General features: G+C 67.0%; 24 protein-coding genes. 13 read left to right on the plus strand and 11 right to left on the minus strand.

All coding sequences use genetic code 11. The features are described 5' to 3' along the window. Nucleotides 1–36: 36 nt before the first annotated feature. Nucleotides 37–531 carry a MarR family winged helix-turn-helix transcriptional regulator gene (locus AC1DJN_RS01065; protein WP_049467584.1) on the plus strand — a complete coding sequence of 165 codons (495 nt, stop codon included), beginning with the start codon at nt 37–39 and terminating at the stop codon, nt 529–531. Nucleotides 532–1,067: 536 nt separating this feature from the next. Then, on the plus strand, nt 1,068–1,295 hold the full coding sequence (locus tag AC1DJN_RS01070) for a hypothetical protein (RefSeq protein ID WP_478038603.1): 228 nt from the start codon (nt 1,068–1,070) through the stop codon (nt 1,293–1,295). Nucleotides 1,296–1,426: 131 nt separating this feature from the next. Here AC1DJN_RS01070 and AC1DJN_RS01075 read toward each other — a convergent pair whose 3' ends face one another. The 4 genes from AC1DJN_RS01075 to AC1DJN_RS01090 form a co-directional block, all read right to left on the minus strand. Then, the gene (locus AC1DJN_RS01075; protein WP_032976635.1) at nt 1,427–2,566 is read right to left on the minus strand and encodes a hypothetical protein; all 1,140 of its coding nucleotides are present in this window, start codon (nt 2,564–2,566) and stop codon (nt 1,427–1,429) included. 120 nt (nt 2,567–2,686) lie between these two features. Beyond that, complete coding sequence (locus AC1DJN_RS01080; protein ID WP_312964845.1) at nt 2,687–3,289, minus strand: thioredoxin family protein; 603 nt, start codon at nt 3,287–3,289, stop codon at nt 2,687–2,689. A 16-nt stretch (nt 3,290–3,305) separates the two neighbouring features. Beyond that, nucleotides 3,306–4,805 (minus strand): peptide MFS transporter, encoded by a 1,500-nt coding sequence (locus AC1DJN_RS01085; RefSeq protein ID WP_025874587.1) that lies wholly within the window; start codon nt 4,803–4,805, stop codon nt 3,306–3,308. Nucleotides 4,806–4,984: 179 nt separating this feature from the next. Further along, nucleotides 4,985–5,860, minus strand: coding sequence for a tryptophan 2,3-dioxygenase (locus AC1DJN_RS01090; protein ID WP_025874586.1), 876 nt, complete (start codon nt 5,858–5,860; stop codon nt 4,985–4,987). A gap of 325 nt (nt 5,861–6,185) precedes the next feature. On the opposite strand from AC1DJN_RS01090, the gene pdhA reads away from it, so the two are divergent. From pdhA to AC1DJN_RS01110, 4 genes are read left to right on the plus strand one after another with little or no spacing between them, the layout of a single operon-like run. After that, nucleotides 6,186–7,268, plus strand: coding sequence for a pyruvate dehydrogenase (acetyl-transferring) E1 component subunit alpha (pdhA, locus tag AC1DJN_RS01095; protein WP_032976633.1), 1,083 nt, complete (start codon nt 6,186–6,188; stop codon nt 7,266–7,268). Then, a complete protein-coding gene (locus AC1DJN_RS01100) occupies nt 7,261–8,328 on the plus strand; it encodes an alpha-ketoacid dehydrogenase subunit beta (protein ID WP_025874584.1) in 1,068 nt (355 codons plus the stop codon). The genes pdhA and AC1DJN_RS01100 overlap by 8 nt, the downstream gene beginning before the upstream one ends. 1 nt (nt 8,329) lies before the next feature. Continuing rightward, the gene (locus tag AC1DJN_RS01105; RefSeq protein WP_025874583.1) at nt 8,330–8,683 is read left to right on the plus strand and encodes an SH3 domain-containing protein; all 354 of its coding nucleotides are present in this window, start codon (nt 8,330–8,332) and stop codon (nt 8,681–8,683) included. After that, nucleotides 8,680–10,074 carry a dihydrolipoamide acetyltransferase family protein gene (locus tag AC1DJN_RS01110; RefSeq protein WP_099785666.1) on the plus strand — a complete coding sequence of 465 codons (1,395 nt, stop codon included), beginning with the start codon at nt 8,680–8,682 and terminating at the stop codon, nt 10,072–10,074. Before AC1DJN_RS01105 ends, AC1DJN_RS01110 begins: the two co-directional genes overlap by 4 nt. 184 nt (nt 10,075–10,258) lie before the next feature. Here AC1DJN_RS01110 and AC1DJN_RS01115 read toward each other — a convergent pair whose 3' ends face one another. From AC1DJN_RS01115 to AC1DJN_RS01125, 3 genes are all read right to left on the minus strand, one after another. Next, entirely contained in the window at nt 10,259–10,645 is a 387-nt protein-coding gene (locus tag AC1DJN_RS01115; RefSeq protein WP_478038605.1) for a VOC family protein, read from the minus strand. A gap of 262 nt (nt 10,646–10,907) precedes the next feature. Next, nucleotides 10,908–11,615 (minus strand): helix-turn-helix transcriptional regulator, encoded by a 708-nt coding sequence (locus tag AC1DJN_RS01120; protein ID WP_025874579.1) that lies wholly within the window; start codon nt 11,613–11,615, stop codon nt 10,908–10,910. Next, nucleotides 11,615–12,250 carry a Rossmann-fold NAD(P)-binding domain-containing protein gene (locus AC1DJN_RS01125; protein WP_478038607.1) on the minus strand — a complete coding sequence of 212 codons (636 nt, stop codon included), beginning with the start codon at nt 12,248–12,250 and terminating at the stop codon, nt 11,615–11,617. Before AC1DJN_RS01125 ends, AC1DJN_RS01120 begins: the two co-directional genes overlap by 1 nt. A 106-nt stretch (nt 12,251–12,356) precedes the next feature. Here AC1DJN_RS01125 and AC1DJN_RS01130 point away from each other — a divergent pair, with 106 nt between their 5' ends. After that, nucleotides 12,357–13,895: a GGDEF domain-containing protein gene (locus AC1DJN_RS01130; protein WP_312965195.1), complete on the plus strand. Its 1,539-nt coding sequence runs from the start codon at nt 12,357–12,359 to the stop codon at nt 13,893–13,895. 522 nt (nt 13,896–14,417) lie between these two features. Here the strand turns inward: AC1DJN_RS01130 and AC1DJN_RS01135 are convergent. Next, nucleotides 14,418–15,344 (minus strand): DUF808 domain-containing protein, encoded by a 927-nt coding sequence (locus AC1DJN_RS01135; protein WP_025874576.1) that lies wholly within the window; start codon nt 15,342–15,344, stop codon nt 14,418–14,420. A gap of 212 nt (nt 15,345–15,556) precedes the next feature. Here AC1DJN_RS01135 and AC1DJN_RS01140 point away from each other — a divergent pair, with 212 nt between their 5' ends. Both AC1DJN_RS01140 and AC1DJN_RS01145 read left to right on the plus strand, forming a co-directional pair. Then, nucleotides 15,557–17,200 carry an ABC1 kinase family protein gene (locus tag AC1DJN_RS01140; RefSeq protein ID WP_223483053.1) on the plus strand — a complete coding sequence of 548 codons (1,644 nt, stop codon included), beginning with the start codon at nt 15,557–15,559 and terminating at the stop codon, nt 17,198–17,200. Nucleotides 17,201–17,461: 261 nt separating this feature from the next. Beyond that, nucleotides 17,462–19,567: a phosphoglycerol transferase I gene (locus tag AC1DJN_RS01145; RefSeq protein WP_313115216.1), complete on the plus strand. Its 2,106-nt coding sequence runs from the start codon at nt 17,462–17,464 to the stop codon at nt 19,565–19,567. A gap of 667 nt (nt 19,568–20,234) precedes the next feature. Here AC1DJN_RS01145 and AC1DJN_RS01150 read toward each other — a convergent pair. After that, nucleotides 20,235–22,661 (minus strand): DUF3772 domain-containing protein, encoded by a 2,427-nt coding sequence (locus tag AC1DJN_RS01150; protein WP_442251422.1) that lies wholly within the window; start codon nt 22,659–22,661, stop codon nt 20,235–20,237. Between the two features lie 90 nt (nt 22,662–22,751). Beyond that, nucleotides 22,752–23,000 carry a hypothetical protein gene (locus AC1DJN_RS01155; protein WP_025874572.1) on the minus strand — a complete coding sequence of 83 codons (249 nt, stop codon included), beginning with the start codon at nt 22,998–23,000 and terminating at the stop codon, nt 22,752–22,754. 182 nt (nt 23,001–23,182) lie between these two features. Here AC1DJN_RS01155 and AC1DJN_RS01160 point away from each other — a divergent pair, with 182 nt between their 5' ends. The 3 genes from AC1DJN_RS01160 (at nt 23,183) to AC1DJN_RS01170 (ending at nt 25,515) form a co-directional block, all read left to right on the plus strand. Continuing rightward, nucleotides 23,183–23,677, plus strand: coding sequence for a lipocalin family protein (locus AC1DJN_RS01160; RefSeq protein WP_033832422.1), 495 nt, complete (start codon nt 23,183–23,185; stop codon nt 23,675–23,677). 12 nt (nt 23,678–23,689) lie between these two features. Next, entirely contained in the window at nt 23,690–24,898 is a 1,209-nt protein-coding gene (locus tag AC1DJN_RS01165) for an NAD(P)/FAD-dependent oxidoreductase (RefSeq protein ID WP_312964959.1), read from the plus strand. Between the two features lie 125 nt (nt 24,899–25,023). Next, nucleotides 25,024–25,515: a hypothetical protein gene (locus tag AC1DJN_RS01170; protein ID WP_025874569.1), complete on the plus strand. Its 492-nt coding sequence runs from the start codon at nt 25,024–25,026 to the stop codon at nt 25,513–25,515. Nucleotides 25,516–25,642: 127 nt separating this feature from the next. On the opposite strand, the gene AC1DJN_RS01175 is transcribed toward AC1DJN_RS01170, so the two are convergent. After that, nucleotides 25,643–26,077: a PepSY domain-containing protein gene (locus tag AC1DJN_RS01175; protein WP_478038610.1), complete on the minus strand. Its 435-nt coding sequence runs from the start codon at nt 26,075–26,077 to the stop codon at nt 25,643–25,645. Between the two features lie 156 nt (nt 26,078–26,233). On the opposite strand from AC1DJN_RS01175, the gene AC1DJN_RS01180 reads away from it, so the two are divergent. After that, on the plus strand, nt 26,234–26,476 hold a 243-nt coding region (locus AC1DJN_RS01180; protein ID WP_478038612.1), incomplete at its 3' end, for a PepSY domain-containing protein.

Below are 26,476 nucleotides of genomic sequence, written 5' to 3' on the forward strand. Positions count from 1 at the left end.
GTTACACTTGAAACCACCAGCAAGGTGCACCGCAACATGAGCCCCGCCGATCCCGTTTCCACCCGCCTGCGTGCCTCCCACGTCCTGCTCGACCTGGAACAGTTCCTGCCGTACCGGCTGAGCGTGCTGTCCAACCGGGTCAGCGGCAACATCGCCAAGCTGTACGGCGACCGCTATGGCCTGGCCATTCCGGAGTGGCGGGTGATCACCATCCTGGCGCTGTACCCCGGGTCGTCGGCCAGCGAGGTCTCCGACCGCACGGCGATGGACAAGGTCGCGGTCAGCCGCGCGGTGGCCCGCCTGCTGGAGCGCGGTTTCATCAAGCGTGAGACGCATGGCGATGACCGCCGCCGTTCGGTGTTGGCGCTGTCGGCGGCGGGGTTCGAGGTATACGAGACGATCGCGCCGATGGTGATCGAGATCACCCGCAAGCTGATGTCGGTGCTGAGCGAGGAAGAGGAGCAGGTGCTGGAGAAGCTGATCCTGCGCCTGGCCGGCGATGGCCTGGAGCGGATGGGCGAAGGGGTCTGACCCCGGGGCGGCGCCCCCCCGCCGCCGCTCTTGGTAGGTGTCGACCTTGGTCGACAAATGGATYCACGCCAGGCGTGGATGATGTCGCGGGCTGCGCTGTGAGGGATCCGGCGCAGGCCATTGATGACGTGCAACGCGCGGCGTTCATTGCCCGCCGACGAACGGTCTTTCAGCTGGGTTCGACTCGACATGTCGCGTTTACCGCCTGATGTCTCGGAATGGGGCCGGTAGAGTCCTGATCCACAGAGCGGCTGTATCGACATTCGCGCATCGAGTGGCATTGCCTATTGGACGGCGGGCTGCACAGGCCTGAGGGTGGGAACGCAGCGGCGCTCCGCTGCCGGGGTTGAAAGCCCGATGATCCGAAGGAAACCACGCCGCACCCGTCGCCGCCCATCGCGGGCGGCAACGACTCGCGCTGCCCTGCTTTGGCGGGCGGTGCGTGGGGCCGCATGGCCGCCGTTCTCCTTCGGATCACGGTCTTTCAACCACGCACCGCCTGCCGCCTTCCCGGCGGCCCGCCACGGAGCTTCGCCATGACACGCCCCCATCACCCCACCACCGGGCCCATCGACCGCGATGCCGACCTGCAGCGCATCGATGAGGCCTTGGCCACACTGGAAACCRTCACCGAGGCCTGGCTTGAGCATCATCGCCTGAAGGCCTGCCAGCCAGGCCTGCTGCTGTCGTTGAACCGGCTGCTTGACCTGACCAGTCTCGCCAAGGGCTATGCCAGTGCGTTGCGGGTGATTGCCGAACCCTGAGATGCGGATGGAGGAGCATCCACGCATGGCGTGGATCTACCGCATCACGCACACGGATGGATCCGCACCATAGGTGGGTGCGCTATGGCGCTTCCCAGTAGATCCACGCCATGCGTGGATGACCCACTCGATCAGCTCAGATGCTTGCGCCGCGCATGGATCCACGGCACCGCAAGCGCGCCGATGGCGCCACCGGCAAAGCCCAGCGAGGCGGCGACAGTGGCCGCTTCGACCGCCCCGGGCAACGCCAGTGCGGCAGTGACCAGCAGCAGCGACGGCAGGCCGACGAAGGTGCCCAGGAAGAACGGCCAGCGCGGCGACCAGGTGTTGAGCTGCAGCAGGCTGACCGGCTGCCACGCTTCGGACGAGGCATCTTCGGCGATCTTCGCCACCACTCTGCCCAGATCCACTTCTGGCAGCAGCTTGCCCGGACGGGCGGCGGCAATCGCCTCGGCCACGGCCTCGACGGGCGGGAAGCTGCCCGGCCACGCCACCGGTGCCGGCACGCCATAGGCGGTCAGCAGCGGCACGCTCAGCCATGGCGCCACCAGCGGACGCAGCCTGCGCCGCCCATGCACACACCAGATCTGCGGCTGGCCGTGTGCGGTCACGCTGTACAACGCCAGCTCGCTCGGCGGCGGGTAGCCCAGCATGGTCACCCGGGCCGCCAGGCTGTCCTGTTCCATCGCACGCAGGAAGCCGGGACGGCTGCGCCCTTCCTGCATCCAGGCCAGGCCAAGCGCGCCGACCAGATAGGCCTCGGCGACATCCTTGCTGCCCGCGTTGGCGCGGTCATCACTGGCCAGGTACCAGGCCAGTGACTTCGGTTCGGGCACATCGGCCAGGCCCCAGCGGCTGTCGTCGCCCAGCACATGGCGCACCGGCAGGCGGGCCGGTGCGGTTTCRCCACGCTCAGCGGGCTGCAGGAACGGCAGCACGCCCTGCACGAAACTGGACAGGTCGATCGCACGCACGCCGTTGCCGTGCCATTCCGGCGGCAGCAGGCCGGCCAGCTGTCCTTCGGCGGCGAGTCGATCCAGCCGCGCCTTCTGTTCCACCAGCTTCTGCACCGCGCCTTTCAGCACCACGTTGTCGGGCAGGGCGATCTGCGGCAGCCGATGCCGCGGCGGTGCCAACTCCAGCGTGTCGTCGCCGGTGCCGGCGTCATCCAGCAGCGCTTCCTGCGCAGGCAGGCTCACGCCATCGGGTGCCTCTCCTTCGGCCAACGGGCTGGCAGGTTCGGGCAGGCGTTCGGCGTGGTCGCTGTGCATGGGCGCTCCGGTCGCGCCGGGTGGCGCAGTGAGGTCCTTGCCATTAACGGCCGAAGGGTAATGATCTGTAGATCCACGCCACGCGTGGATGTCCGGGCAGCGGGCGGGAAACGCCGGGCGCTACCGGTCAGGCGCCCACTGCTTGAGGAACGCCATCACGCGTGCGGTCTGCACGGCATTGCCCTTGCGCATTGCTTCGCTGGGCTGCGGCGCCAGCAGGGTGCCGTCGGCATCGATCACCAGCAGGTGCGGGTGCTCGCCTTCGAGCGGCGGGAACTGGCCGAGGAACGCCGCGTTCGGGTTCTCGGCGCTGTCGTTGACCTTCACCCACACGTAGTGGGCATCACGGAAGCGGCGCAGATCGCCATTGCCTTCCACGGCTTCATCCAGCGCATGGCAGGGCTCGCACGCGGCGTTGCCCACTTCCAGGATGATGCGCTTGTTGCCGCGCTGGGCCTCGACCTTGGCCGTTTCCAGGTCGGCAACGGGATTGCGGACGGGGTCGAACTGCGCGCCAAGCCCGGCAATGGCGGCGATGTCGGCCGCCGCCGGGGTGTTGCCCGAGGCCACCGGTTCGCTGGGGTCAGCGACCGGTGGCTCGGTGGGGCGAGTGTCGAGGGGCTGCGTGGGCTCGGGGGCCGCGGGAGGTTGAGGCTGCGAACAGGCGCCGATCAGCGCCGCACACACCACTGCCACCACTGCACCACCGAACGATGTACGCATGCCCACTACCCTCTCATTACTTCACGCCATGCATCAGCTTGTTGATCAGCGGCGCGACCAGGAACAGGACCACACCCGAACCGATCAAGGCCCAGAAGCCGAAGGTATACCCCTTCAGGGCCGATTCGACCGTCATGCCGCCTTCACCGCTGACCGCACCGGCAAAGATGCCCGACAGGTTGTTGCCGATGCCGGTGGACAGGAACCAGCCACCCATGCCGAAACCGACCAGGCGCACCGGGGCCAGCTTGGTCACCATCGACAGGCCGATCGGCGACAGGCACAGCTCACCGACCGACTGGATGACGTAGACCATGAACAGGGTCCAGAACGGGATCTTGCCGTCCACGACCATGGTCGACAGGGCGAACATCAGCAGGGCGAAGGCCGCGCCGTTGAACAGCAGGCCGAGGCCGAACTTGCGCGGAATGGACGGATTGGCGCGGCCCAGGGCCACCCAGATCCAGGCGATGATCGGCGCCAGGGTGATGATCGCCACCGAGTTGACCGACTGGAACCACGCGGTCGGGAAGGTCCACTCACCCAGCTGGCGGTTGACGATGTTCTCGGCCAGGAAGGTGAAGGAGCTGCCGGCCTGTTCGAAGAACATCCAGAACATGACGTTGAAGGCGAAGATGATCAGCATGGCGATCACGCGGTCGCGCTGCACCTTGCCCTCGCGGATGCCTTCCACCAGCAGCAGCACGGCCAGGGCAGCGAACATCACGCCGAGGATCCAGGCCAGCGCGGTGGCGCCGGTGGCGAGCAGGAAGTAGGCCACCGGAATGGCGAACAGCGAACCGACCAGCACCATGACGATGCGGCCGAAGCCTTCGGCACCGGCCGGCGGTGCGCCGATGCCCTTCAGGCCGGCACGACCGATGTAGAACCACACCAGCGAGATCAGCATGCCCACGCCGGAAGCGATGAACACGACCTTGTAGGACGGCATTTCCGAGGTGCCGAAGACCTTGCGGGCCAGGTACTCGGTCAGCACCGGAGCGATCATCGCGCCGATGTTGATGCCCATGTAGAAGATGGTGAAGCCCGAGTCGCGGCGTTCGTCCTTCAGGCCGTACAGCTTGCCGACCATGGTCGAGATGTTGGGCTTGAACAGACCGTTGCCGACGATGATCGTGGCCAGGCCGAGCTTGAAGATGTGCTCCTGCGGCAGCGAGATCATGAACAGGCCGACGGCCATGATGATCGCGCCGGTCAGGATCGAGCGCTGGTAACCCAGTACGCGGTCGGCGACGTAACCGCCGAAGATCGCCGCGGCATACACCAGCGCCAGGTAGGCGCCGTAGATGCGGCTGGCGTCGCCTTCACCGGCGGCGTTGCCGTTGTAGAACTGGGCAACGATGTACAGCACCAACGCCCAGCGGATGCCGTAGAACGCAAAGCGCTCCCAGAACTCGGTCATGAACAGCATCCACAACGGGCGCGGGTGGCCCATCGTGGTGTTGAAGTCCGGCAGCGCCGGCTCTGGGGTGTTCGCAGTGGCGTTTACGCTCATGCGGAATTCCTGGTTCGGTGGATGGAGGCACGTCCGATGTGCGGTGAAGCAACGCGCGAGGATCACCGACTTCTGGCGTTCACGTCAAATACACGCCGTTTGAGGCAGGTCGCAGCCTGCTCGCTGAACTTGCATCTGAAACGATCCAGCCAGCCGCGGGCGGCCAAGCTGAATGGGGATCAGGCCAGATCCGGCGGGGGCGCGGCCTGCAGGGTGGTGCGTACCTGGAACAATTCAGGGAAGAAGGTCAGTTCCAGCGCCTTGGCCAGGAAGCCCACGCCGGACGAGCCGCCGGTGCCGCGCTTGAAGCCGATCACCCGCATCACCGTGCGCATGTGGCGGAACCGCCACAGCTGGAAGGCCGTTTCCAGGTCCACCAGGTCCTCGCACAGCGCGTACTCGCGCCAGTAGCGGTCGGTGTCCTGGTAGATGCGTTCGAAGACCGGCTGCAGGCTGTCGTCGGCCACGTGTGGCTGGGTCCAGTCGTGCGCCTCGTACACCGCCGGCACGGCGTGGCCGAAGCGGGCCAGGTACTTCAGGAATTCCTCGTACAGGCTCGGCGCCTCCAGCACGGTGCGCAGCTGCGCCTGCCCGGCCGTGTCGTGCTCGAACACCTGCAGCATCTGCGCGTTCTTGTTGCCCAGCAGGAACTCGATGTAGCGGTACTGCAGCGACTGGAAGCCCGAGGACGGGCCCAGCACGTCGCGGAAGCCCATGTACTCGGACGGGGTGAGCGTTTCCAGCACCGACCACTGCTCGGTCAGCTGGCGCAGCACCTGCTTGCTGCGCGCCAGCACCTTGCGGCACTGCCAGACCTCATCGCGCTGCAGGAAGCCGATCGCCGCACCCAGCTCGTGGCCCAGCAGCTTCAGCCACAGCTCGGAGGTCTGGTGCTGGATGATGAAGAGCATCTCGTCGTGATGCGGCGGGTTGGACAGCGGCTGCTGCGCGCTGAGCAGCTGGTCCAGCCGCAGGTAGCCGCCGTAGGTCAGCCGCCCCTGCAGATCGGTGTGGATACCGGCTTCGAGATCGCGTTGGTTGTTGTCGACGGACATGGGCGGGACCAGATCGGGGGCGGCAAGGGTAGCGCGTTGCCGCCGCGCTGGCAGCCGTGATGACCGTACCGGGGCGTGCGGTAGGGCTGTGGAACGGTGGTTGCGCGTGGAACCGTTTGCGCCGTTCTACTGGCGCTCAGCCCRGCGTCGCTTGTGATGCTTTGCAGCAATGGCTGAATACGTTGAAGTTATTGGCATCATGCGCCCGGAAGGGGGTACAAAGGCCGGTGGGCCGTGCTGCGCCGCAGGACGGCTTTTTCGTACRCATTCCTTAACATGGCGATTCATATCATTTGTAACTTCTCTGTCGAAGGTGCAGTACGCAATGACGGTTGCCGCTGAGTTCAAGATCGAATACCTGCAGTATCTGGACACGGACGGCACGCTCGTCCGCGATGACCTGCCCGAAGCCCTGCGCGACCCACGCGCGTTGCTGCCGATGTTCAAGCAGATGCTGTTCGTGCGCGTGTTCGACGGCAAGTCGATCGCGCTGCAGCGCACCGGCAAGCTGGGCACCTACGCCGCATGCCTCGGCCACGAAGCCGCGCATGTGGGCATCGGCGCCTCGATGCAGAAGGACGACGTGTTCGCACCGTCCTACCGCGAGTACGGCGCGATGTTCATGCGTGGCGTGCGCCCGCACGACGTGCTGATGTACTGGGGCGGCGACGAGCGCGGCAACGACTACGGTGGCAATGCCGCCAAGGACTTCCCGTTCTGCGTGCCGATTTCCACCCAGTGCCTGCACGCCGCAGGCGCTGCGCTGAAGTTCAAGCTCAACAAGGAACCGCAGATCGCGGTGGCCGTATGCGGCGACGGTGGCAGTTCCAAGACCGACTTCTACGCGGCCTTGAATTCGGCCGGTGCCTACAAGCTGCCGCTGATCCTGTGCATCGTCAACAACGGCTGGGCCATCTCGGTCCCGCGTTCGGCGCAGACCGGTGCCGAGACGCTGGCACAGAAGGGCCTGGCCGGCGGCCTGCACTGCCTGCAGGTGGACGGCAACGACCTGATCGCGGTGATGGCCGCCATGCTGCAGGCGCGCGAGCGTGCGCTGGCCGGCGACGGCGGCACCGTGCTGGAACTGATGACCTACCGCCTGTCCGACCACACCACCGCCGATGACGCCCGTCGCTACCGCGACGACGCCGAAGTGAAGGATGCCTGGCAGCGCGAGCCGATGCTGCGCCTGCGCAAGTACCTGACCAACGCCGGTGTCTGGAGCGAGGAAGAAGAAGCTGCCTGGACCGCCGAGTGCGGCAAGCGCGTGGACGAGGAAGTGAACCTGTACCTCAACACGCCGGTGCAGCCGGTCGAGGCGATGTTCGATTTCCTCTATGCCGACCCGCCGCAGGACCTGCTGGCCCAGCGTGCCCAGGCGATCGCCCTGGAGCAGCGCCATGGATGAGATCAAGAACGGCGCGTCCAGCGCGCACACCAACGCCGCCGACAGCGCTGCCGTCGCGCGCGGAGAACAGAACATGACCGACACCCCGATCACCCTCATCGAAGCCATCACCCAGGCGCTGGCCTGGGAGCTGGAGCACGACAAGTCGGTGCTGGTGCTGGGCGAAGACGTGGGCGTCAACGGCGGCGTGTTCCGCGCCACCGCCGGCCTGCAGCAGCGCTTCGGCGCCGACCGCATCCTCGACACCCCGCTGGATGAAACCACCATCGCCGGCCTCACCATCGGCCTGGCCGCACAGGGCATGAAGCCGGTGGCCGAAGCGCAGTTCGATGGCTTCATGTACCCGATGGTCGACCACATCATCTGCCACGCCGCGCGCCTGCGTTACCGCACCCGTGGCCGCCTGCACTGCCCGATGGTGCTGCGCGTGCCGTGGGGTGGCGGCATCCGTGCGCCGGAGCACCACAGCGAGGCCAACGAAGCGATCTTCACCAACGTGCCGGGCCTGCGCGTGGTGCTGCCGTCCTCGCCGCAGCGCGCCTATGGCCTGCTGCTGGCCGCGATCCGCGAGCCGGATCCGGTGATCTACATGGAGCCCAAGCGCATCTACCGCCAGTACAAGGAAGTGGTCGTCAACGACGGCGAAGCCCTGCCGCTGGACGTGTGCTTCGTGCTGCGCGATGGCACCGACGTGACCCTGGTGACCTGGGGTGCGCAGGTGAAGGAAGCGCTGGAAGCGGCCGACAAGCTGGCCGGCGAAGGCATCAGTGCCGAAGTCATCGACGTGGCTACGCTGCGTCCGCTGGACTTTGCCACCATCGCCGAGTCGGTGGCCAAGACCGGCCGCTGCGTGATCGTGCAGGAGGCCCCGAAGACCGCGGGCTTCGGCGCGGAAATCGCCGCACGCCTGGCCGAGGAATCGATCTACGACCTGCTGGCTCCGGTCGAGCGCGTCACCGGTTACGACACCCACATTCCGCTGTTCCGCCTGGAGATGAAGTACCTGCCGAGCGTGGAGCGGATCGTGGCGGCGGCCAAGCGCGCGGTGGCGGCAGGCTGACATGCGGGCCCGCCTTCTCGGGGCTTACCGCAGCCAGTATCCCAACCCGCTCCGGTTCCGCACCGGCCAGATCGTCGAAGTAGGTGTACGTGACGAGGAATGGCCGGCGTTTGCCTGGGTGCGCACCAGCGATGGGCGCGCCGGATGGGCACCGGTAGCGTGGTTGCAGCTGTTGGACGATGGTCGCGCCGAAGCCCTGCGCGACTACGACGCCCGCGAGCTGGATGTGGAGAACGGCGAGATGGTCAAGCTTCATCACGAACACGGCGGGTGGTGGTGGTCCGAGCGCGCCAATGGCGCGACGGGCTGGTTGCCTGCCCGCGAACTGGAACTGCTGGAAGAGAACTGCAAATGAGCCAGACCAAGAACTTCAACCTGCCCGACCTGGGCGAAGGCCTGCCGGACGCGACCATCGTCGAGTGGTTCGTCAAGGAAGGCGATGTGATCAAGCTGGACGAGCCGCTGGTCTCGATGGAGACCGCCAAGGCCGTCGTCGAAGTGCCCTCGCCGTTCTCCGGCACGGTGCTGAAGCTGTCCGGCGCTGCCGGCGACATCATCCCGACCGGCGCGGTGCTGGCCAGCTTCGCGCTGGACCCGAACCTGCCGCAGCGTGCCGATGGTCAGGACACCGGCCACAGCCACGGCCATGCCGCTCCGGCTGCCGCCGCAGCTCCGACGCCGCCGCCGCTTCCCACCGCAGCCGCCCCGGTGGCTGCAGAAGAAGCCAAGCCGGCCGCCGCCGAGCGTGATGACGCCGGCACCGTGGTCGGCGCGATGCAGAGCTCCAACGCTGTGCACGCCGAACAGGCGCTGGCCGTGGGCGGCGTCAAGGCCGTGCCGGCGGTGCGTGCCACCGCGCGCAAGCTGGGCGTGGACCTGAGCCGCGTACGTGCCACCGGCGCCGATGGCGCGGTGACCATGGCCGACGTCAAACAGGCCGCCGCCGACGGCAGTGCGAAGATCGGCGCGGCTCCGGCAGCGGTTGCTGCACCGGCTGCCGCCGCACCGGCGCCGGCCCAGGTGGCCGCACCGGTACAGTCCGACGCACGCACCCCGCTGTCTGCTGCCGGCAAGCCGATGCGCACCCAGCCGCCGGGCGTGGTCGCCAAGGGCCAGCCGGAACCGCTGAAGGGCGTGCGCCGCAACATGGCCCGCGTCATGGCCGATGCGCACAGCAAGGTCGTGCCGACCACGCTGAACGACGACGCCGACATCCACGCCTGGCTGCCGGGCAACGACGTCACCGCGCGCCTGGTGCGCTCGATCGTGGTCGCCGCGCAGAAGGTGCCGGCGATGAACGCCTGGTTCGACGGTGAAGCGCTGACCCGCACCCTGCACGCGCAGGTGGACATCGGCATCGCCGTGGATACCGACGACGGCCTGTTCGTGCCGGCCCTGCGCAACGCCGACATGCTCGACGCGCGTGGCATCCGTGAAGGCGTGAACCGTCTGCGCGAGCAGGTGGAAGCGCGTTCGATCGCGGCCTCGGAACTAAGCGGCTACACCATCTCGCTGTCCAACTTCGGCATGTTCGCCGGCCGCTACGCGACCCCGGTCGTGGTGCCGCCGTGCGTGGCCATCGTCGGTGCCGGCCGTGCCCGCCACCAGATGACCCCGGTGATGGGCGGCGTGGAAGCGCACAAGGTCATTCCGCTGTCGGTGACCTTCGACCACCGCGCCGCCACCGGCGGTGAAGCGGCCCGCTTCCTGCGCGCGATGATGGACGATCTGGCGCTGGCCAGCTGACCGGTAGGTGCCAACCTTGGTTGGCACATGAGTTGAAAAACGCCGGGCATTGCCCGGCGTTTTTTTGTGCCTGCTCCACTATGTCGCCCAGCCATGCTCGGCTGCTTTTCAGTAGATCCACGCCATGCGTGGATGAAGGCATGAAACAAGCCGAGCTTGGGCTCTGCTATACGAAATTCCTGGATCAATCGCGCGCGACCATGCCCTCGGCGCGGCTGTAGACACGCAGGCGGTGGCCATCGGGGTCGACACCGACGAAGGTGTGCCCGAATTCCAGCGTTACCGGCGCCTGGGCGATCTGCACACCGAGTGCGCGCCAGGCATCGTGCAACTGCCGCACTTCATCAGGATTGGCCACCACCATCGCCAGCTCGGCTGCACCGCCCTCCGCATCCACTGGCGGCTGCACGTCATCGCGCTGCCACAGGCCGAGCGCGGCGCCATCGCCGAGCAGGAACAGGGCAAAGCCGGGCGACTGTTCGACCGGTGCCGTGCCGAGGATGCCGCTGTAGAAGGTGGCACTGGTGGCAACGTCGCGCAYGTACTGCAGCAGGGTGCTTGGCTTGAACATGGGAAAGCTCCGTGGTTGGGAGCGGTCATGGTGGCCCTGCCCTGCTGACAGATCCTGTCAGCAGTGTCGAGCAGGCTCGACTGCCTTTGCTCTGGCTTTGGTAGATGTCGAGCTTGCTCGACTGCTCTCCGCGAAGAGCAAGAGCGTCGAGCAAGCTCGACACCTACCGAGCGCAGAGAGCGAAGAGCAAGAGCGTCGAGCAAGCTCGACATCTACCAAAGCCAGAGCAACGACCAGAAGCAGTCGAGGAAGCTCGACCTCGTCACGAACGGTCCAGCCAATCCGGAGCGATGCCCTGCGCCTTCTGCCAGCGCCGCAACAAGGTCGCGCGTGGCACCAGGTAGTGCTCTTCCAACGCACGCACATGGCGAATGCGATCCAGGCGGAAATGACGGAAGTCTTCGCGGCCCTCGCACCACGCCGCCAGCATCGGCACTTCATCGAAGTACCCCAGTGCGAACGGCCAGACCACGCGCTCGGTACGCCGGCCCTGCGCATCTTCATAGGCAAACTGCAGCCGCTGCTGCGTGCCCACCGCTTCGCGCACGGCCTGCAGCCGCGCCGGGGGTACCTTGGCCGTCGTTCGCGATGGCCCCACCCGCAGGCCGCTGTCACGCAGCGCATCGCGTCGCGCCGCCGGCAGCACGTGCGCAATGCGCGCCAGGGCATCACGCGCGGCCTCGGCCAGGGCCGGCTCGGTGCGTGCCGCCACCCAGCGCAGGCCAAGCACCAGCGCGTCGATCTCGGCCGGTGGCAAGGTCAGCGGCGGCAGCACATCGCCCGGTTCCAGCTGGTAGCCGACACCGGCTTCCCCGCGCAGGTCGGCGCCCTGCTCGCGCAGCGTTTCAATATCGCGGTAAAGCGTACGCAGGCTGATGCCCAGTTCCTCGGCCAGCGCCTGCCCGGCCACCGGCCGGCGATGGCGGCGCAGTACCTGAAGCAGCTGGTTCAGGCGCAGCGCGCGGGACATCAGCCGACCAGATCGCGCGACGGCACCACGTGCTCGCCCGGCTTTGCCGCCAGCGCCGCATCCACCAGCGCGTGGGCAATCTCCGGTGCCGGATTGATCCGCCACGCACGTGGCAACACCGGCCCCAGCACACCCAGCACCTGCAGCGCGAAGTGTTCGCCACGGCGGACCTCCTGCCGCTCACCGCCGATCAGCCCCGGCCGCACCAGCGTCAGCGACGGGAAACCCAGCGCGCGCAGGTCGCGCTCCAGCTCGCCTTTGACCCGGCTGTAGAAGATCGACGAACGCGGGTTGGCGCCTGCGGCCGAGTTCAGCGCGAAGGCCTGGGCACCCTGCGCAAGGGCCAGGCGGGCGAAGGCCAGCGGATAGTCGTGATCGATGCGATGGAACGCCTCGCGGCTGCCGGCCTGGGCGATGGTGCTGCCCAGGGCGCAGACCACCGCGTCCACCCGGGCCCAGTCCGGCGCATCGGGCAGCCGGGCGAAGTCGAGCACCGGGTTGTGCAGTTTCCCGTGCGGCGCAGCCAGCGGGCGACGGCTGGGCGCGACCACGGCGCTGCAGCGGGGGTCGGCCAGCAGCTGCGACAGGGCGTGGCCTCCGACCAGTCCCGTCRCCCCCAGCAACATCACACGCATACCCACCTCCACTGCGGCATCCTGTCGCCCATCCTATCGGTTCAAGCCACCGCCGGTTGCGCCGATATGCTGTGACCAGCCCCCCTGCCATCCCAGGATGCGTTCCATGACGGACCAGCCCGACCCCCGCCCTGCCCCCGGCACCGCCATCGGGCCGCCTGCGCGCGTGCGCGCGGTGGTCGATGACGGGCGCGGCGATCGGGTGGTACTGCAGGGCGGTAGCAGCGTGGCGTTGCAGCAGCTGTTTGCCGGGGCCGATGCCCCCGAGCCGCTGCTGGCCGCCTTCGCCAATGGCATGGCCACCCTGCCGGGCGAGCTGGGCGACATGGGTGATCGCCTGCAATCAGCACAGGCCAGTGCCGATTGGCCGCGCTATGGCCGGGCGATGCGGCAGCTGATCGATAAATACATCCGCACCATCGACCAGCACTCGCCCGATGGCCAGCCCGACAGCCTGCGCCTGTCCGAGCAGCTGCGGTTGCTGCTGGGCGGCGCGGTGGTCGCGCTGCTGCAGCACGATCCCGACCTGCGCGAGCAGGCGCAGGCCCTGGCCATACGCCTGCGCCAATGGCAACCGGGCGCGGCACTGGAACCGATCGAACAGGGCGCGCGCGAGCTGGGCCACCAGATCGGCGTGCGCGCCGAAAGCTGGCAGGAACAGCAGGCGTTGTTGCTTGAGTTGTTCGCCCTGCTGCTGGAGAACGTCAGCGAGTTGCTGGATGACCGCAGTTGGCTGCAGGGCCAGATCGCGGCCGTGCGCCAGTTGCTGGCCGGACCGCTGGAAGCCGAATCGGTCGAGCGCACCCGCGCCGAGCTGCGCGAGGTGATCTACAAGCAGGGCCTGCTGCGGCAGGGAATCGACGATTCGAAAGCGGCCATGCGTAGCTTGATGGGCGAGTTCATCGAGCGCATGGATGGCATGGCTGCCAGCACCGGTGAATACCACGACCGCATCGGCAGCTACGCGCTGCAGTTGCGCGAGGCGCGCAGCATCGCCGACCTCAACCACCTGCTGCAGGAAGTGATGCAGGACACCGGCAAAGTGCAGCAGCAGGCGGCGCAGGCGCGCGATCACCTGGCCAGCGCGCGGCAGGAAGTGGAACGCGCCGAACAGCGCATCAACCAGCTGGAACAGGATCTGCGCGCGGCCGGCGATCTGGCGCGTATCGATCCGTTGACCCAGGCCCTGAACCGGCGTGGCCTGGATGAACTGCTGCAGCGCGAGCTGGCCCGCGCCGCACGCAACCACTCGCCGCTCGGACTGGCGGTGATCGACCTGGATGATTTCCACCAGACCAACGACGAACACGGCCATGCCGGCGGCGACGCGCTGCTGCAGCACCTGGTGGCGGTGTGCCGCCTGCTGCTGCGTGCCACTGATGGCATCGCCCGGCTGGGCGGCGACGAGTTCGTGCTGGTGCTTCCCGAAACCCCCGGCGCGGACAGCATGGCCACGGTGCAGCGGCTGCAGCGCTCACTGGCGCATCGCGTGCTGACCCTGCAGGAGCGGCGCATCCCCGTGCATTTCAGCGCGGGCCTGGCGCAATGGCAGCCGGGAGACGATGCCGATACGCTGCTGCGGCGCGCCGATGACGCGCTGTACGCAGCAAAGCGCCAAGGCAAGAACCGGGTACACGCGGGCTAGCTCGCGGGTGGGTGCCAACCTTGGTTGGTGCTTGCGGGAATAAAACCGCCTACCAAGGTCGGCCTCTACCGGGCAAGGCGCCGGAAACCGCTGGGTAGGCGCCAACCTTGGTTGGCACGCGCGGGCAACAAACCGCCGACCAAGGTCGGCCTCTACCGGGCAAGGCACCGGAAACCGCTGGGTAGGTGCCAACCTTGGTTGGCACGCGCGGACAACAAACCGCCGACCAAGGTCGGCCTCTACCGGGCAAGGCGCCGGAAACCGCTGGGTAGGTGCCAACCTTGGTTGGCACGCGCGGACAACAAACCGCCGACCAAGGTCGGCCTCTACCGGGCGAGGCGCCGGAAACCGCCGGGTAGGTGCCAACCTTGGTTGGCACGTGCGGACAACAAACCGCCGACCAAGGTCGGCCTCTTCCGGGCAAGGCACCGGAAACCGCTGGGTAGGTGCCAACCTTGGTTGGCACGCGCGGACAACAAACCGCCGACCAAGGTCGGCCTCTTCCGGGCAGCGGGCCGGCGCTTACTTGCCGCGCAGCTTCTGAAACCCGGTCACCGCCGCCAGCACGATGGCACCGGCGATGATGCCGACCACCATGTTGCCCAGCGCGTTGACCAGCCAGCCCCACTGGCCTTCACCGCCCAGCGCCTGCACCGCGTGGTGCAGCGCCGGCACGTTGTGCACCAGGATGCCGCCACCAACCAGGAACATCGCTGCGGTACCGGCCACCGACAGGAACTTCATCAGCCACGGTGCCGACACCAGCAGGCCACGGCCGACTGCCGCCAGCGCCGCGCCCTTGCGCGACAGGTACAGGCCCAGGTCGTCCAGCTTGACGATGCCGGCGACCAGCCCGTAGACGAACACGGTCATCGCCAGCGCGATCACCACCAGGGTGCTGACCTGGTTGATGAACGACGCCGTGGCAACCACGCCCAGCGACAGCACGATGATTTCGGCCGAGAGGATGAAGTCGGTGCGGATGGCGCCCTTCACCTTGTCCTTTTCCCACGCGACCATGTCCACCTGCGCATCGGCCAGCGCCTTGCGCCGCTCGGCCTGGTGTTCGGCGTCCTCATCGGCAGAATGCAGGAAACGGTGCGCCAGCTTCTCCACGCCCTCGAAGCACAGGAAGGCGCCGCCGATCATCATCAGCGGCACGATCAGCGGCACGTTCCAGCCGCGGCTGTGCAGCCAGGCTTCCAGCGCACTGATCGCCAGCGCCGCCGGCACCAGGATCACCTTGTTCACCAGCGAGCCCTTGGCCACCGCCCACACCACCGGCAATTCACGGTTGGCGTTGACGCCGGTTACCTGCTGCGCGTTCAGCGCCAGGTCGTCGCCCAGCACGCCGGCGGTCTTCTTGGCGGCGACCTTGGTCAGCACCGAGACGTCGTCGAGCAGGGAGGCGATATCGTCAAGCAGGGCAAACAGGCTGGCACCGGCCATGGGGGATCCAGTAAAGGGAATGAGCGGATTCTGACCGATCCGGCGCCACCTGCGGTAGCGGGTTCACCGCGCGCCCACCGGGCGGCAGGGACACTGGAAGCGTAATCCGGTCCCGCCGGCGGCGGGATCACGGACATCGGGTCGTCGTCTTCGAGGAGTGTCGTTTGAGCAATCCGTCCACCGCCACAGGCAATCCGCCGCTGATCAGAGGCATGAACCGGCGCAGCCAGATCCTGCGCCTGCTGATGCGCTACCGCCATTCCGGCGTGTTCTCCGGCATGAACCTGGACGCTGCCGGCAGCCACACCGACGTGCCACCGGACGGCAATCCGGAGCAGTTCGTCAGTGACCTGGAAGCGCTGGGGCCCACCTTCGTCAAGCTGGGGCAGATGCTGTCGACCCGCCCGGACATGGTGCCGGTGGAGTTCGCCACCGCGCTGGAGCGCATGCAGGAGAAGGTGGCGCCGATTCCGGTCGAACGCATCCACGCCATCGTCGAGCAGGAGCTGGGGGCGCCGGTGAACAAGCTGTTCGCCGCATTCGACCCACAACCGCTGGGCTGCGCGTCGATCGCCCAGGTGCACCGCGCGGTACTGCATGACGGCCGCGAGGTAGCGGTGAAAGTGCAGAAGCCCGAGGTGGCCGCGCAGCTGCGTTCGGATCTGGAGGTGCTGCGCAGCTTCGCCCTGGCCGCCGACCATCTGACCCAGATCGGTCGCCGCGTGCGCCTGCGCGACTGGCTCAACGAATTCGCCAAGACGCTGATGCAGGAGCTGGACTACCACGCCGAGGCCGAGAACCTGTCGCGTTTCGGCCGGCACTTGAAGCCGTTCCGGCGCCTGTGGATTCCGCAGCCGCTGTGGGACTACAGCAGCCATCGCGTGCTGACCATGGAACTGGCCACCGGCGTGCGCGTGGATGCCATTCCCGATGTGCGCCGCACCGAACAGGCGATGGACCCGCTGGCGGCGGCGCTGATCCGCGGTTACCTGGACCAGATCTTCGTGCACGGCGAAATCCACGCCGACCCGCACCCCGGCAACCTGCGGGTGATGCCTGACGGGCGCTTGGCCATCTTCGACCTGGGCATGGTCGCGCACATGCCGCCGCGGCTGCGCGAGCGCCTGCTGAAGATCCTGTTTGCCGCCGTCGATGGCCGCGGCGAGGAAGTGGCCGACGACCTGATCAGCATCAGCACGCGGCTGGAGGCATTCGATGAGGAGCGCTACCTGCGCGAGACCGGCCAGCTGATCGCACGCTATGCCGCCAGCGCGAACTTCTCCGAAGGGCGCGTGGTGCTGGACATGGTGCGCATCGCCACCTCATCCGGGTTGCGCACGCCACCGGAGCTGAGCCTGCTGGGCAAGGCGCTGCTCAACCTTGAAACCGTATGCCGCCTGCTGGCACCGGATCTGGACACGCGCCGCATCGTCGAACGCCAGCTGCAGCACGTGATGCGCGCGCGCCTGAAAAAATCGCTGTCGGCCGCCAACCTGGCCAGCGAGGCGATGGAGCTGCAGCAACTGCTGCGCGACGGGCCGCGCAAGCTGTCGGACATCATGGCGCTGCTGGCCGAGAACCGCCTGCAGATGAAGGTGACCGGGCTGGAAGAATCGCGGCTGATGGAGAACCTGCAGAAGATCGCCAACCGCGTAGCCGCCGGCATCATCAGCGCCGCGTTGATCATGGCGGCGGCAATGATGATGAAGATCGACACCGGCTGGCATGTGCTGGGCTATCCCGCCATCGCACTGGTGCTGTTGTTGATCGGCGTGGTGCTTGGGCTGGGCATCGTGACCAGCGCATTGTTGTTCGATCGCCGTGCGCGTTCGCGCGAGGAACGCGGGCATCGATAGTGTCGCATCCACGCTCGGCGTGGATCAGCGAAAACAGTGCATTCATGCAGTTTTTTAATGCAATCGAGCGTGAGTTTTCACGCTCGATTTACGTTCGCAGCGTGATATCGCGCGCTCGATTTCAACAAACATTTCAGTCAGGTTCGTGCATGCACTATCGGGTCATCGGCCTGTCATGCAGATGTGCTTGCAGCAGCGCCGGTCGGATGGACACGCGTCGGTACGACGTCCATCGCCACCCCGTCACTGCCGAAGCTGCCTATGCTCTGGATTCTGCTGCTGTCGCTGTTGCTGCTGTCCTGGTTGTTCCTCGCGTCCGCAAAGTGGGTGTGGTGGAAAGCAGGCTTGTTCTCGCTGTTGCTGCTGGCGCTCAGTGCCTGGTGGCTGATCGACAAGCTGTCCGGTGACGGACTCAACGCCGCCACCCTGTACCACCTGGGTGCGGACATGGAAGGCGCCGGAGTCGCCGACTTCAAGGGCTATATCGCCGGCTTCATCGTGCTGGCCGCCGTGTCGCTGCTGCCGCTGTTCGCTACGCGGGTGAAGCGTTGGCGCCGCCCCACAGCCGGTGGTGCATGGTTTGCCGGTTTCGCCGTGCTGTGGGTGGCCACGATCATGATCAGTCCATTGGCACGTGACGGGCAGCGCCTCTATCAGCAGCTGCGCCCGGTGGATTTCGCCCGTATCGCCCCCGAATACCAGGTGCCCACGCAGGCCCTGCAGCGCCCACGCAACATCGTCTGGATCTACGGCGAGAGCCTGGAGCGCACCTATCTGGATGAGGCCGTGTTTCCCGGCCTGATGCCCAATCTCAACCGCTTGGCGGCCAGGTCGCTGGATGTACGCGGCCTGGCCTCGGCCGAAGGCGGTGGCTGGACCATCGCCGGCCTGGTGTCGTCGATGTGCGGCGTGCCGCTGACCACCTCGCAGGGGGATGAGAACAGCATGGACCGCATGGGCAGCTTCCTGCCCAAGGCCGTGTGCCTGGGCGATTATCTCAAGCAGCAGGGCTACACCAACCATTACCTGGGTGGTGCCAACGGCCAGTTCGCCGGCAAGGGCCAGTTCCTGGCCAGCCACGGCTTCGATGAAGTGCATGACCTGGCGTGGTTCAAGCAGCAGAAGAAGATCGGCCGTATCCACTACTCGGCGTGGGGCGTGCATGACGACGTGCTGCTGGACACCGCCTACCAGCGCTTCGAGCAGCTGTCGCGACAGGATGCGCCGTTCATGCTGACCACGCTGACCATGGACACGCACCACCCGGCCGGGCACCTGCCGGTGGCCTGCAAGGGCGAGCGCTACCAGAGCCAGTACGGCAACATCGGCATGCTCAATGCGCTCAAGTGCACCGACCGCCTGATCTCGCAGCTGGTCGAACGCATCCAGGCCAGCCCGTACGGCAAGGACACGTTGATCGTGATCGCCTCCGATCACCTGGCCATGCCCAATGACCTCAGCCATATCCTGACCAAGCAGAAGCGCGAGAACCTGCTGTTGTTCCTCGGTGATGGCGTCGCCCCGCGCCAGCTGGCCGCTGAAGACGGCTCGACCCTGGATTCCGGGGCCACCCTGCTCAGCCTGCTCGATCCGAACCTGCAGACGATGGGCTTTGGCCGTTCGCTGCTGGACGACAAGCGCGCGCCGAGTGCCAGCGCCGCGGCACGCCGCGATGGCGGCCGCGATTATCCGCAGTACCTGGCCTTCGCCCGCTCGCTGTGGCTGGGTGAGCCGACGCGGCAGCTGAAGATCGACGGCGACGACCAGGTGGTGGTGGGCCTGCAGCACGTGCAGCCGCCGGTGCTGCTGGARTACGACAAGGACTGGGACTTGAAATCGGTGTACCTGGAAAACACCTCGCGCCAGTTCGACGATGCCGACCCGGACAACACGCTCGCCTACGTCGATCGCTGCACCGCGTTCGAGGATGGCTCGGCCGACGGCGACTGGTGCGCGCTGCTGGTGAACCGCGACAACGGCATCAAGCTGTACCGGGACGGCCAGCTGCGCAACGGCATCGACGTGGATGCACCACTGGATGCCTTCCAAGGCCCCCGCCCCAGCGTGCGCCAGGCGCACATGATCACGCAGAAGGGCCGCCGTACCCGCGCCGGCCAGTACATGCTGCAGCTGGTGGCGAGCACGCGCCCGGATCGCGGTTTCTGGATCGAAGCGGTGTCCTCGCAGCGCAAGGTGGTGCTGGCCCAGCAGTGGGTGCAGCCTGATGCCGATGGCAAGATCAACGTGTCATTCGGGCTCGACCACGAAGTGGATGATCTGGAAATCCGCGCGTGGTTGAACCATGCCGAGAAGCTGGCGGTGGATACCTTCGCACTTGTGCCCTCGCGCGGCCGACCGCGGGGGTAAAGGGGTTCGGCAGGGCTGCGCCCTGCACCTGCCGAAGCAGTAGTGCCGGCCGCTGGCCGGCAACCTCAACGGCAACAGCCAAAGCAACAGCAACAGCAACAGCTGGTGTTCCGTGGGATGGCGGGGCGGTGTGGGTTGGCAGGACACGCCGTAAACCCGTCCTTGGGGGCTCGATGGCGCCATCCATGGCGCCAACGGTCCTGCCAACCCACACCTCCCCGCCTCTGACAGATTCCTGCAGCTGTCGGTAGGTGTCGACCTTGGTCGACACTTCTGTCAGATATGGAAATCAATCCGGGGTCAGATCCGTTTTCTTACGGAAAGCGGATCTGACCCCATCTGCATGAAATCGAATATTTCGATAGTTCATTGAAGAGCATCCACGCATGGCGTGGGTCTACGTGTCGATCAAGGTCGACACCCCAGGAGCACGCCATGCAATTCCGCCAGATCGCAGAAATCTGTCGAAGGCGGGGTGGGTCCGGTTGCGGGGGTGTCCGCGGCATGGATGCCGCGGCCAAGCCCCCAATGACGGGTTTACGGCGTCCCCCGCAACCGGACCCACCCCGCCATCCCACAGGAAACCAGCTTCGGCTGTTGCTCCTGAGGTTGCCGGCCAGCGGCCGGCACTACCGCTTCGGCGGGTGCAGGGCGCAGACCGACCCTCTTACTGCGGCGGATCGCGGGTGATGTGGATGTCGGTCGGCGTGGACAGCGGGATGTTCCGCTCGGCCAGGATCTGCAGCAGGCTGAAGTACAGATCGCTGCGCGTGCCATACACCTGCCGCGGGCTGGCCACGTAGGCGAAGCTGTTGATGGTGATCTGGCCGCCAGCGATGCTGTCGATGTACACCGACGGCGCCGGCTGCTGCAGCACCGTGTTGTGGGCACCGTAGGCATCCAGCAGCGCCTGCCGCAGTCCCGCGACATCGGTGCTGGCCGGCACCGCGAACTGGATCTGGATGCGGCCTTGGTTGTTGCCCATCGTCATGTTGCGGATGGTCTTGGTGATCAGTTCCGAGTTGGGCACGATCAGCGTGGACTTGTCGCTCACCTGGATCTCGGTGGAGCGCACGTTGATGCGGCGGATGTCGCCTTCCTGATCGCCCAGCTTCACCCAGTCACCGATCTTCACCGGCCGCTCGGCCAGCAGGATCAGGCCGGAGACGAAGTTCTGGATGATCGCCTGCAGGCCGAAGCCGATACCTACCGACAGCGCACTGACCAGCAACGCCAGGTTCTTCAGGTTCAGGCCCATGGCGGTCAGCGCCCACAGCGCCACCAAGATGATGCCCACGTAGCGGGTGATCGTGCTGATTGAATTGCGCGCGCCCAGGTCCAGTTCGGTCTTGGGCAGGTAGGTGTCGGTCAACCAGCGCTGCAGCAGCTGCGTCAGCCCCAACCCGACCAGCATCACCAGCAGGGCGATGGCGATACGCGCAGGCTTGAGCGTGATGTCGCCGATGGAAATGCCGTTGGCCAGCGAAGCGACGCGCTCGACCACCGAGCCGATGTTGCCGAACGGCGCCGCCAGTGCCAGCAGCGCGATCAGCACCACGAACGTGCGCAGCACGGCAGACAGCAGCACACCGGCCTGCTCCAGCCGCGACACGCTCAGACCGGTGCTGAGCAGGATGGTCTGGCCGACCTTGCTGTCGGCGTTGAGCAGCCAGGTGGAGAAATCATCGACGAACTTGAACAGCAGCGTCGCCGCCAGCACCACGATGCTGCCGCCGATCAGCTGCTGGTTGACGAACTTGGCGAAGTTCACATAGCCCATCAGGGTGGCGATGATCGCGGCCACCACGGCGATGTTGCCAGCCACACGTGCCAGCACCAGCCAGCTGCTGCGCCGCACCGGAACGGCCGCGCCCTGGCCGTCGGCCTGCGCTTCCAGCTTCGCCTCGGCCTCGGCGGTCTGGCGCCGATGCAGGCGCGCCAGGGTCACCAGCATGGCCATGATCAGGCCCAGATAGGTCAGCGCGATCACGCCGTCCAGCGCCACCGTAGTGACGTCGCTGGTGCGGGTGGCGCGATCGATGGCCACCAGCACCGTGCTCAGCCAGGCCAGTGCCGCGGCACCCCAGGCGTACTTGCGCAGTTTCAGCGCGGCGGTGTCATCCAGGTTCAGCAGCCGCCACGAAGGCCGCTTGGGCACCAGCAGGCAGGCGCTGAGCGCGGAAATGAAGGCCGCAGCAAACGTCGCCGCCTGTACGCCTTCGGCCACGCTCTGCAGGCGCGGCGGAATCGCGCCGATGGCATCCAGTGCAGCCACCAGCACCACCACGGCGTAGCCGGGCAGCAGGGTGCCCACCAGCAGCAGCCACATGGCCAGACCAGAGCGGCGCAGGCGGCCGTCGGGGGCACGCTCGGACGCAGCGAACCGGCGCCCCAGCGCGCGCAGCCACAGGCGCAGCGGGAACATCATCACCAGTGCCGCCGCCAGCCCCAGCAGCAACGTGCCCCAGCCATGGGTGGCAATGGCCGTGGTCAGCGCGGCCCGGCCCTGCTGGGCCAAAGGGGTGACGCGGGCGATATCGTTCGGCAACTGGTCGGCCACCTGCCGCCACAGCGTTGGCGACAGTGGCGAGGCGACCTTGCGCCCCAGTTCCTCGGTGCGCTGCGCGTTGCGCTGCTTGTCGATGTCCGCACTCAACTGCTGCGCACGGACGGCACTGGACTTGGCTTGGGCAATCGATGCCGCCAGGGCATCGCGCTGGCGCGTCAGCGTGCGCCGCTGCGCCGCCAGCTCCGGCGGTTCAGTGGTGTCCTTGGGCGCCTCGCCCAGCTGCGTCAGCTGCTCGTTGAGCTGGTCCAGCTGCGGCTGCAGGGTCTTTTCCAGCGCCTCGGCATCACGCTTGGCCTGTGACGCATTTTCCGAAAGCGTGCCCAGCGTTTCGGTGGCTTCGGCATCAACACGCTTGCGCTCAACATCCTTCAGCGTGCTGTCGATCTGTGCCAGCTGCTGCTTGGGCGTGGGGTCGTCATCCTGGGCCAGCGCCGGCACAGCCAGCAGCAGCGTGCAGCACAACAGCAGGGCCAACCAGGGGCCACGCACCAGGATCGTTCGGAAGAAGGAAGACAAGCCAGCCACACCGTTTTGCGCGGACCACCGCGCCTGCGCGCGACTATACGGCAGGTACTGTAAACGGCGGATGCGCAGGCGCTGGCCGCTGGTTGCGGCTCAGTACTTCAGGCGCAGCTCTTCCACCTGCGGCTGCTGCAGCGCGTACCAGTCCTGGAATTCTTCCTCGGTGATCTCATCCGGCGCATACACCGCGATCGGGTGCCAGGCGTGGTCGGTCGGCAACGGCTGGCGCGGCCCGGCGCGCAGGCTGTAGGCCACGCCTTCGTAGTCCACCAGATCGTCCACCTGCGGCCACTGCTCGCGGGCGAACTGGGTTTCACTCTTCAACAGGATCACCTGGTACATCGGCACCTCCACTTCGGTTGGATCGGAAAAACGCGGCGCTGGCGGAAGCATACCGCTGCGCCGATGACGGCACGCGCTCCGCCCGGGCGACGGAATGTTCTGGACATGGCCCTCGCCCCGGCTTCACCCGCCCGTGGCAGTGTCCTCGGCATCGTGGAGGTCCTCTCCTGCCACGCCTGACAATGACCGACCTGCCTCCCCTGAAGACCGTCACCGACCTCAAGCTGCCCCGCTACCTGGGCACCTGGTACGAGATCGCCCGCCTGCCGATGCGCCACGAGCCGGAGGGCTGCACCGATGTGTCGGCCCATTACCAGCTGCTCGACAACGGCAACGTGGGCGTCACCAACCGCTGCCGCATGGACGGCGAGATCGAGGAAGCCACCGGTGAGGCCTGCGCGATCGACAACGACAGCGCGCGGCTGGAAGTCAGCTTCCTGCCCAAGGGCCTGCGCTGGCTGCCCTTCGCCAAGGGTGACTACTGGGTGATGCAGGTGGCGCCGGACTACAGCGTTGCCCTGGTCGGCAGCCCGGATCGCAAGTACCTGTGGCTGCTGGCACGTGAGCCCCGGCTCGATGCCACCGTGCAGGAACATTATCTGGCCAGCGCGCGCCTGCAGGGCTTCGATCTGTCCGAACTGATCCTGACCCCGCATACCGGCCACCCCACCGCCTGAGCCTGACCTCGCATGGACCTGAAGAGTGGTTACCCGTGGTGGGCGGTGCGCAACGGCCTGATCCAAGCCTTTCCGCCGCTGGAACAGGATCTGCAGTGCGATGTGCTGGTGGTCGGTGGTGGCATCACCGGCGCGCTGATCGCCGATGAGCTGTCGGCCAATGGCCACGCCGTTGCGCTGGTCGAGCAGCGTGACATCGGCTGGGGCAGCACCGCAGCCAGTACCGCGTTGCTGCAGTACGAGATCGATACCCATCTGCTGGAGCTGGCCTCGCAGTATGGCCAGGACGCTGCGGCGCTGGCCTACCAGGCCTGTGCGGACGCGATCCCTGCATTGGGCGAGGTCGCGCGCGGCCTGAAGGACGTCGACTTCAAGCAGATGGACAGCCTGTACCTGGCCAGCCGCCGCCGTGACGTACCGCGGCTGATGGCCGAAGGCGAGGCGCGCCGTGGCATCGGCCTGGATGCGCGCTGGCTGGACCGGGATGCGCTGCAGGAACGTTTCAGCGTCGATGCCGGAGGCGCCCTGCTGACCCGCCAGGCCGCACGGGTTGATCCCTACTGCTTCACTTACGGGCTGCTGCGGCGGTTGCAGCGGCGCGGCGGCGCGGTGCATGACCGCACCGTTCTGCATGCCCTCACTCCCACTGCGCGCGGCGTAACCGCCCGCACCGAATCCGGCATGCAGATCCGCGCCCGCCACGTGGTGCTGGCGATGGGCTATGCCAACCAGCAGTGGCTGGACCCGCGCGTGGCCCGCAACCGCAGCAGCTACGCCTTCATCACCGACCCGATCAACGCCGACGAGCTGGGCTGGCTGCAGCGCACGATGGTCTGGGAGAGCGCGCGCCCCTACCTGTACCTGCGTGCCACTGGCGACCGCAGGTTGTTGGTTGGCGGGCTGGACGATGCCATCGATATTCCCGCCCGCCGCGATGGCCGGGTGGACAGCAAGGCCCGCAAACTGATGAAGCAGCTGCTGCAATGGTTCCCGCACCTGCAGCCGACTCCGGCGTTTTCATGGGCGGGCACCTTTGCCGAGACCGCTGACGGCCTGCCGTTCTTCGGGCCGCATGCGCAATGGGGGCCACGGGTACAGTTCGCCATGGCCTATGGTGGCAATGGCATCACCTATTCGATGATCGGCGCCGGGCTGCTGCGGGCACGGATCGAGCGGCGCCGGCACCCGCTCCAGGACCTGTTCGGGTTCGGGCGGTTGTAGCGTGAAGCCAGGCATGGCCTGGCTCTACCGCAAACGGGCGCCGACAGGCATCATTCAAGCAACGCCTGCTAGCGTCGGCCTGTACCGCCGCGTGCTGCGCGGCCCCTCTGCGCTGGAGTGCCGTCATGATCCGCCCCCTGACCCTGCTGCTGTGCTTGGCCGCCCTGCCCGGGACCGCGTTGGCGCAGTCCGCCGCCGGCGCCACCGCGCCGCAGGCGTCCGGCCTGGACCTGTCCGTGCCGCAGACGCCTATGCGCTATCTCAACGATCCGACGCTGCAACAGGATCCGCCCGGCACGTTCTACGGCGACAAGACCGGCCCGCGCGTGCATGGCGACGGCAGGATCGCCGACGTGCAGGACGACAAGGTCAAGGTCTCCGGCAGCTTCACCACCGGCATCGGCTATGCCAAGAATTACGGCAACACCCACTACAACGCCGCCACGCTGAATCTCAGCAAGAACTACACCAACGATGAAGGCAAGACCCGTGGGGTCAACGTCAACATCCACGTGAGCGAAGGCAAGGGCCCGGGCTTCTTCGGGCCGTACGGCGGTGGTGGGTATTACGGTGGTGGCCCGGGCTATTGGGATTACCCGCCGCCTTACGGCTGGTAAGCGCACGGTAGGGCCGGCCGCTGGCCGGGTACCTCCTGATCCCGGAAACACCGTGCAGCAGCCGGCCAGCGGCCGGCTCTACCAGGTAGGTGTCGACCTTGGTCGACACACCTTCCCGAAGCAGGCGTCAATCCAGCCAGCCATCGCGCTCGCTGTGCAGGATGCGGCCGTCATGACCGCTCAGGCGCACTTCCACCTTCTGGTTGCGGGCATTGCGCGCTTCCAGCGACCACGTCGCACCRTCGCGTTCCAGCGAATGRATCTCRCGCAGSCCCTGCGACTGCGCCTTGGCCAGCACCTGCTCGGTRCTCAGCTGYGCACGSCYRTCGTGCTCGTCGAAGATCTCGCCGGTCTTCGGGTCCACATACACCTCGCTGAAGCGACCGTCGGCACGGCTGACATCGGCTTCCCACAGGCCATCATCCCGCTCGATCTCATGGATCTGGGTGTAGCCGGCCTTGCGCAGGGTCTGTTCGACCTGGGCCATGCCCAGCGGTGCCGCCTGTACGGCGGGGGCCACGGCCAGGGCGACAACGGTAGCGAGGGTGAGCGACTTCAACATGGGGGTTCTCCTGTTCGGTGYCGGACCATCCCGGCAACGCCACGATGCACGGCGTGGTTAACAGCGGCCTAGCCGGCGCTGTTAGCCAACCGTTAGTCGGCCGCGGCACACTCGCGCCTGTCACTTGTTCCCATGCTTCCAGCCACTCACGTGCCGATCCTGCCCTCCCTGTCCCTGCTGCTGGCCCTGGCCAGCGCCCCGACCGCCGCCGGCCCTGCCCAAGACCCGGCGCAGCAGGTCGCGCGCCGCGCCGTGCAGCAAGGCCGCTACGTGCCGCTGGAAGGCGTGGTGCGCGATGCGCTCAAGCGCCACCCCGGCCAGCTGCTGGAAGTGGAACTGGACGATGGCGTGTACGAAGTGGAGATCCTGCGCGCCGACGGCGTGGTGGTGGAGCTGGAC

The organism is Stenotrophomonas sp. 05L414_2 (genome assembly GCF_056397905.1).

What these genes read in the sequence shown, in the direction of transcription:
- AC1DJN_RS01065 (WP_049467584.1), top strand. Translation starts at nt 37, where the DNA reads ATGAGCCCCGCCGATCCCGTTTCCACCCGCCTGCGTGCCTCCCACGTC.
- AC1DJN_RS01080 (WP_312964845.1), bottom strand. Translation starts at nt 3,289, where the DNA reads ATGCGTACATCGTTCGGTGGTGCAGTGGTGGCAGTGGTGTGTGCGGCG.
- AC1DJN_RS01085 (WP_025874587.1), bottom strand. Translation starts at nt 4,805, where the DNA reads ATGAGCGTAAACGCCACTGCGAACACCCCAGAGCCGGCGCTGCCGGAC.
- AC1DJN_RS01090 (WP_025874586.1), bottom strand. Translation starts at nt 5,860, where the DNA reads ATGTCCGTCGACAACAACCAACGCGATCTCGAAGCCGGTATCCACACC.
- pdhA (WP_032976633.1), top strand. Translation starts at nt 6,186, where the DNA reads ATGACGGTTGCCGCTGAGTTCAAGATCGAATACCTGCAGTATCTGGAC.
- AC1DJN_RS01100 (WP_025874584.1), top strand. Translation starts at nt 7,261, where the DNA reads ATGGATGAGATCAAGAACGGCGCGTCCAGCGCGCACACCAACGCCGCC.
- AC1DJN_RS01105 (WP_025874583.1), top strand. Translation starts at nt 8,330, where the DNA reads ATGCGGGCCCGCCTTCTCGGGGCTTACCGCAGCCAGTATCCCAACCCG.
- AC1DJN_RS01110 (WP_099785666.1), top strand. Translation starts at nt 8,680, where the DNA reads ATGAGCCAGACCAAGAACTTCAACCTGCCCGACCTGGGCGAAGGCCTG.
- AC1DJN_RS01120 (WP_025874579.1), bottom strand. Translation starts at nt 11,615, where the DNA reads ATGTCCCGCGCGCTGCGCCTGAACCAGCTGCTTCAGGTACTGCGCCGC.
- AC1DJN_RS01130 (WP_312965195.1), top strand. Translation starts at nt 12,357, where the DNA reads ATGACGGACCAGCCCGACCCCCGCCCTGCCCCCGGCACCGCCATCGGG.
- AC1DJN_RS01135 (WP_025874576.1), bottom strand. Translation starts at nt 15,344, where the DNA reads ATGGCCGGTGCCAGCCTGTTTGCCCTGCTTGACGATATCGCCTCCCTG.
- AC1DJN_RS01140 (WP_223483053.1), top strand. Translation starts at nt 15,557, where the DNA reads ATGAACCGGCGCAGCCAGATCCTGCGCCTGCTGATGCGCTACCGCCAT.
- AC1DJN_RS01155 (WP_025874572.1), bottom strand. Translation starts at nt 23,000, where the DNA reads ATGTACCAGGTGATCCTGTTGAAGAGTGAAACCCAGTTCGCCCGCGAG.
- AC1DJN_RS01160 (WP_033832422.1), top strand. Translation starts at nt 23,183, where the DNA reads ATGACCGACCTGCCTCCCCTGAAGACCGTCACCGACCTCAAGCTGCCC.
- AC1DJN_RS01165 (WP_312964959.1), top strand. Translation starts at nt 23,690, where the DNA reads ATGGACCTGAAGAGTGGTTACCCGTGGTGGGCGGTGCGCAACGGCCTG.
- AC1DJN_RS01170 (WP_025874569.1), top strand. Translation starts at nt 25,024, where the DNA reads ATGATCCGCCCCCTGACCCTGCTGCTGTGCTTGGCCGCCCTGCCCGGG.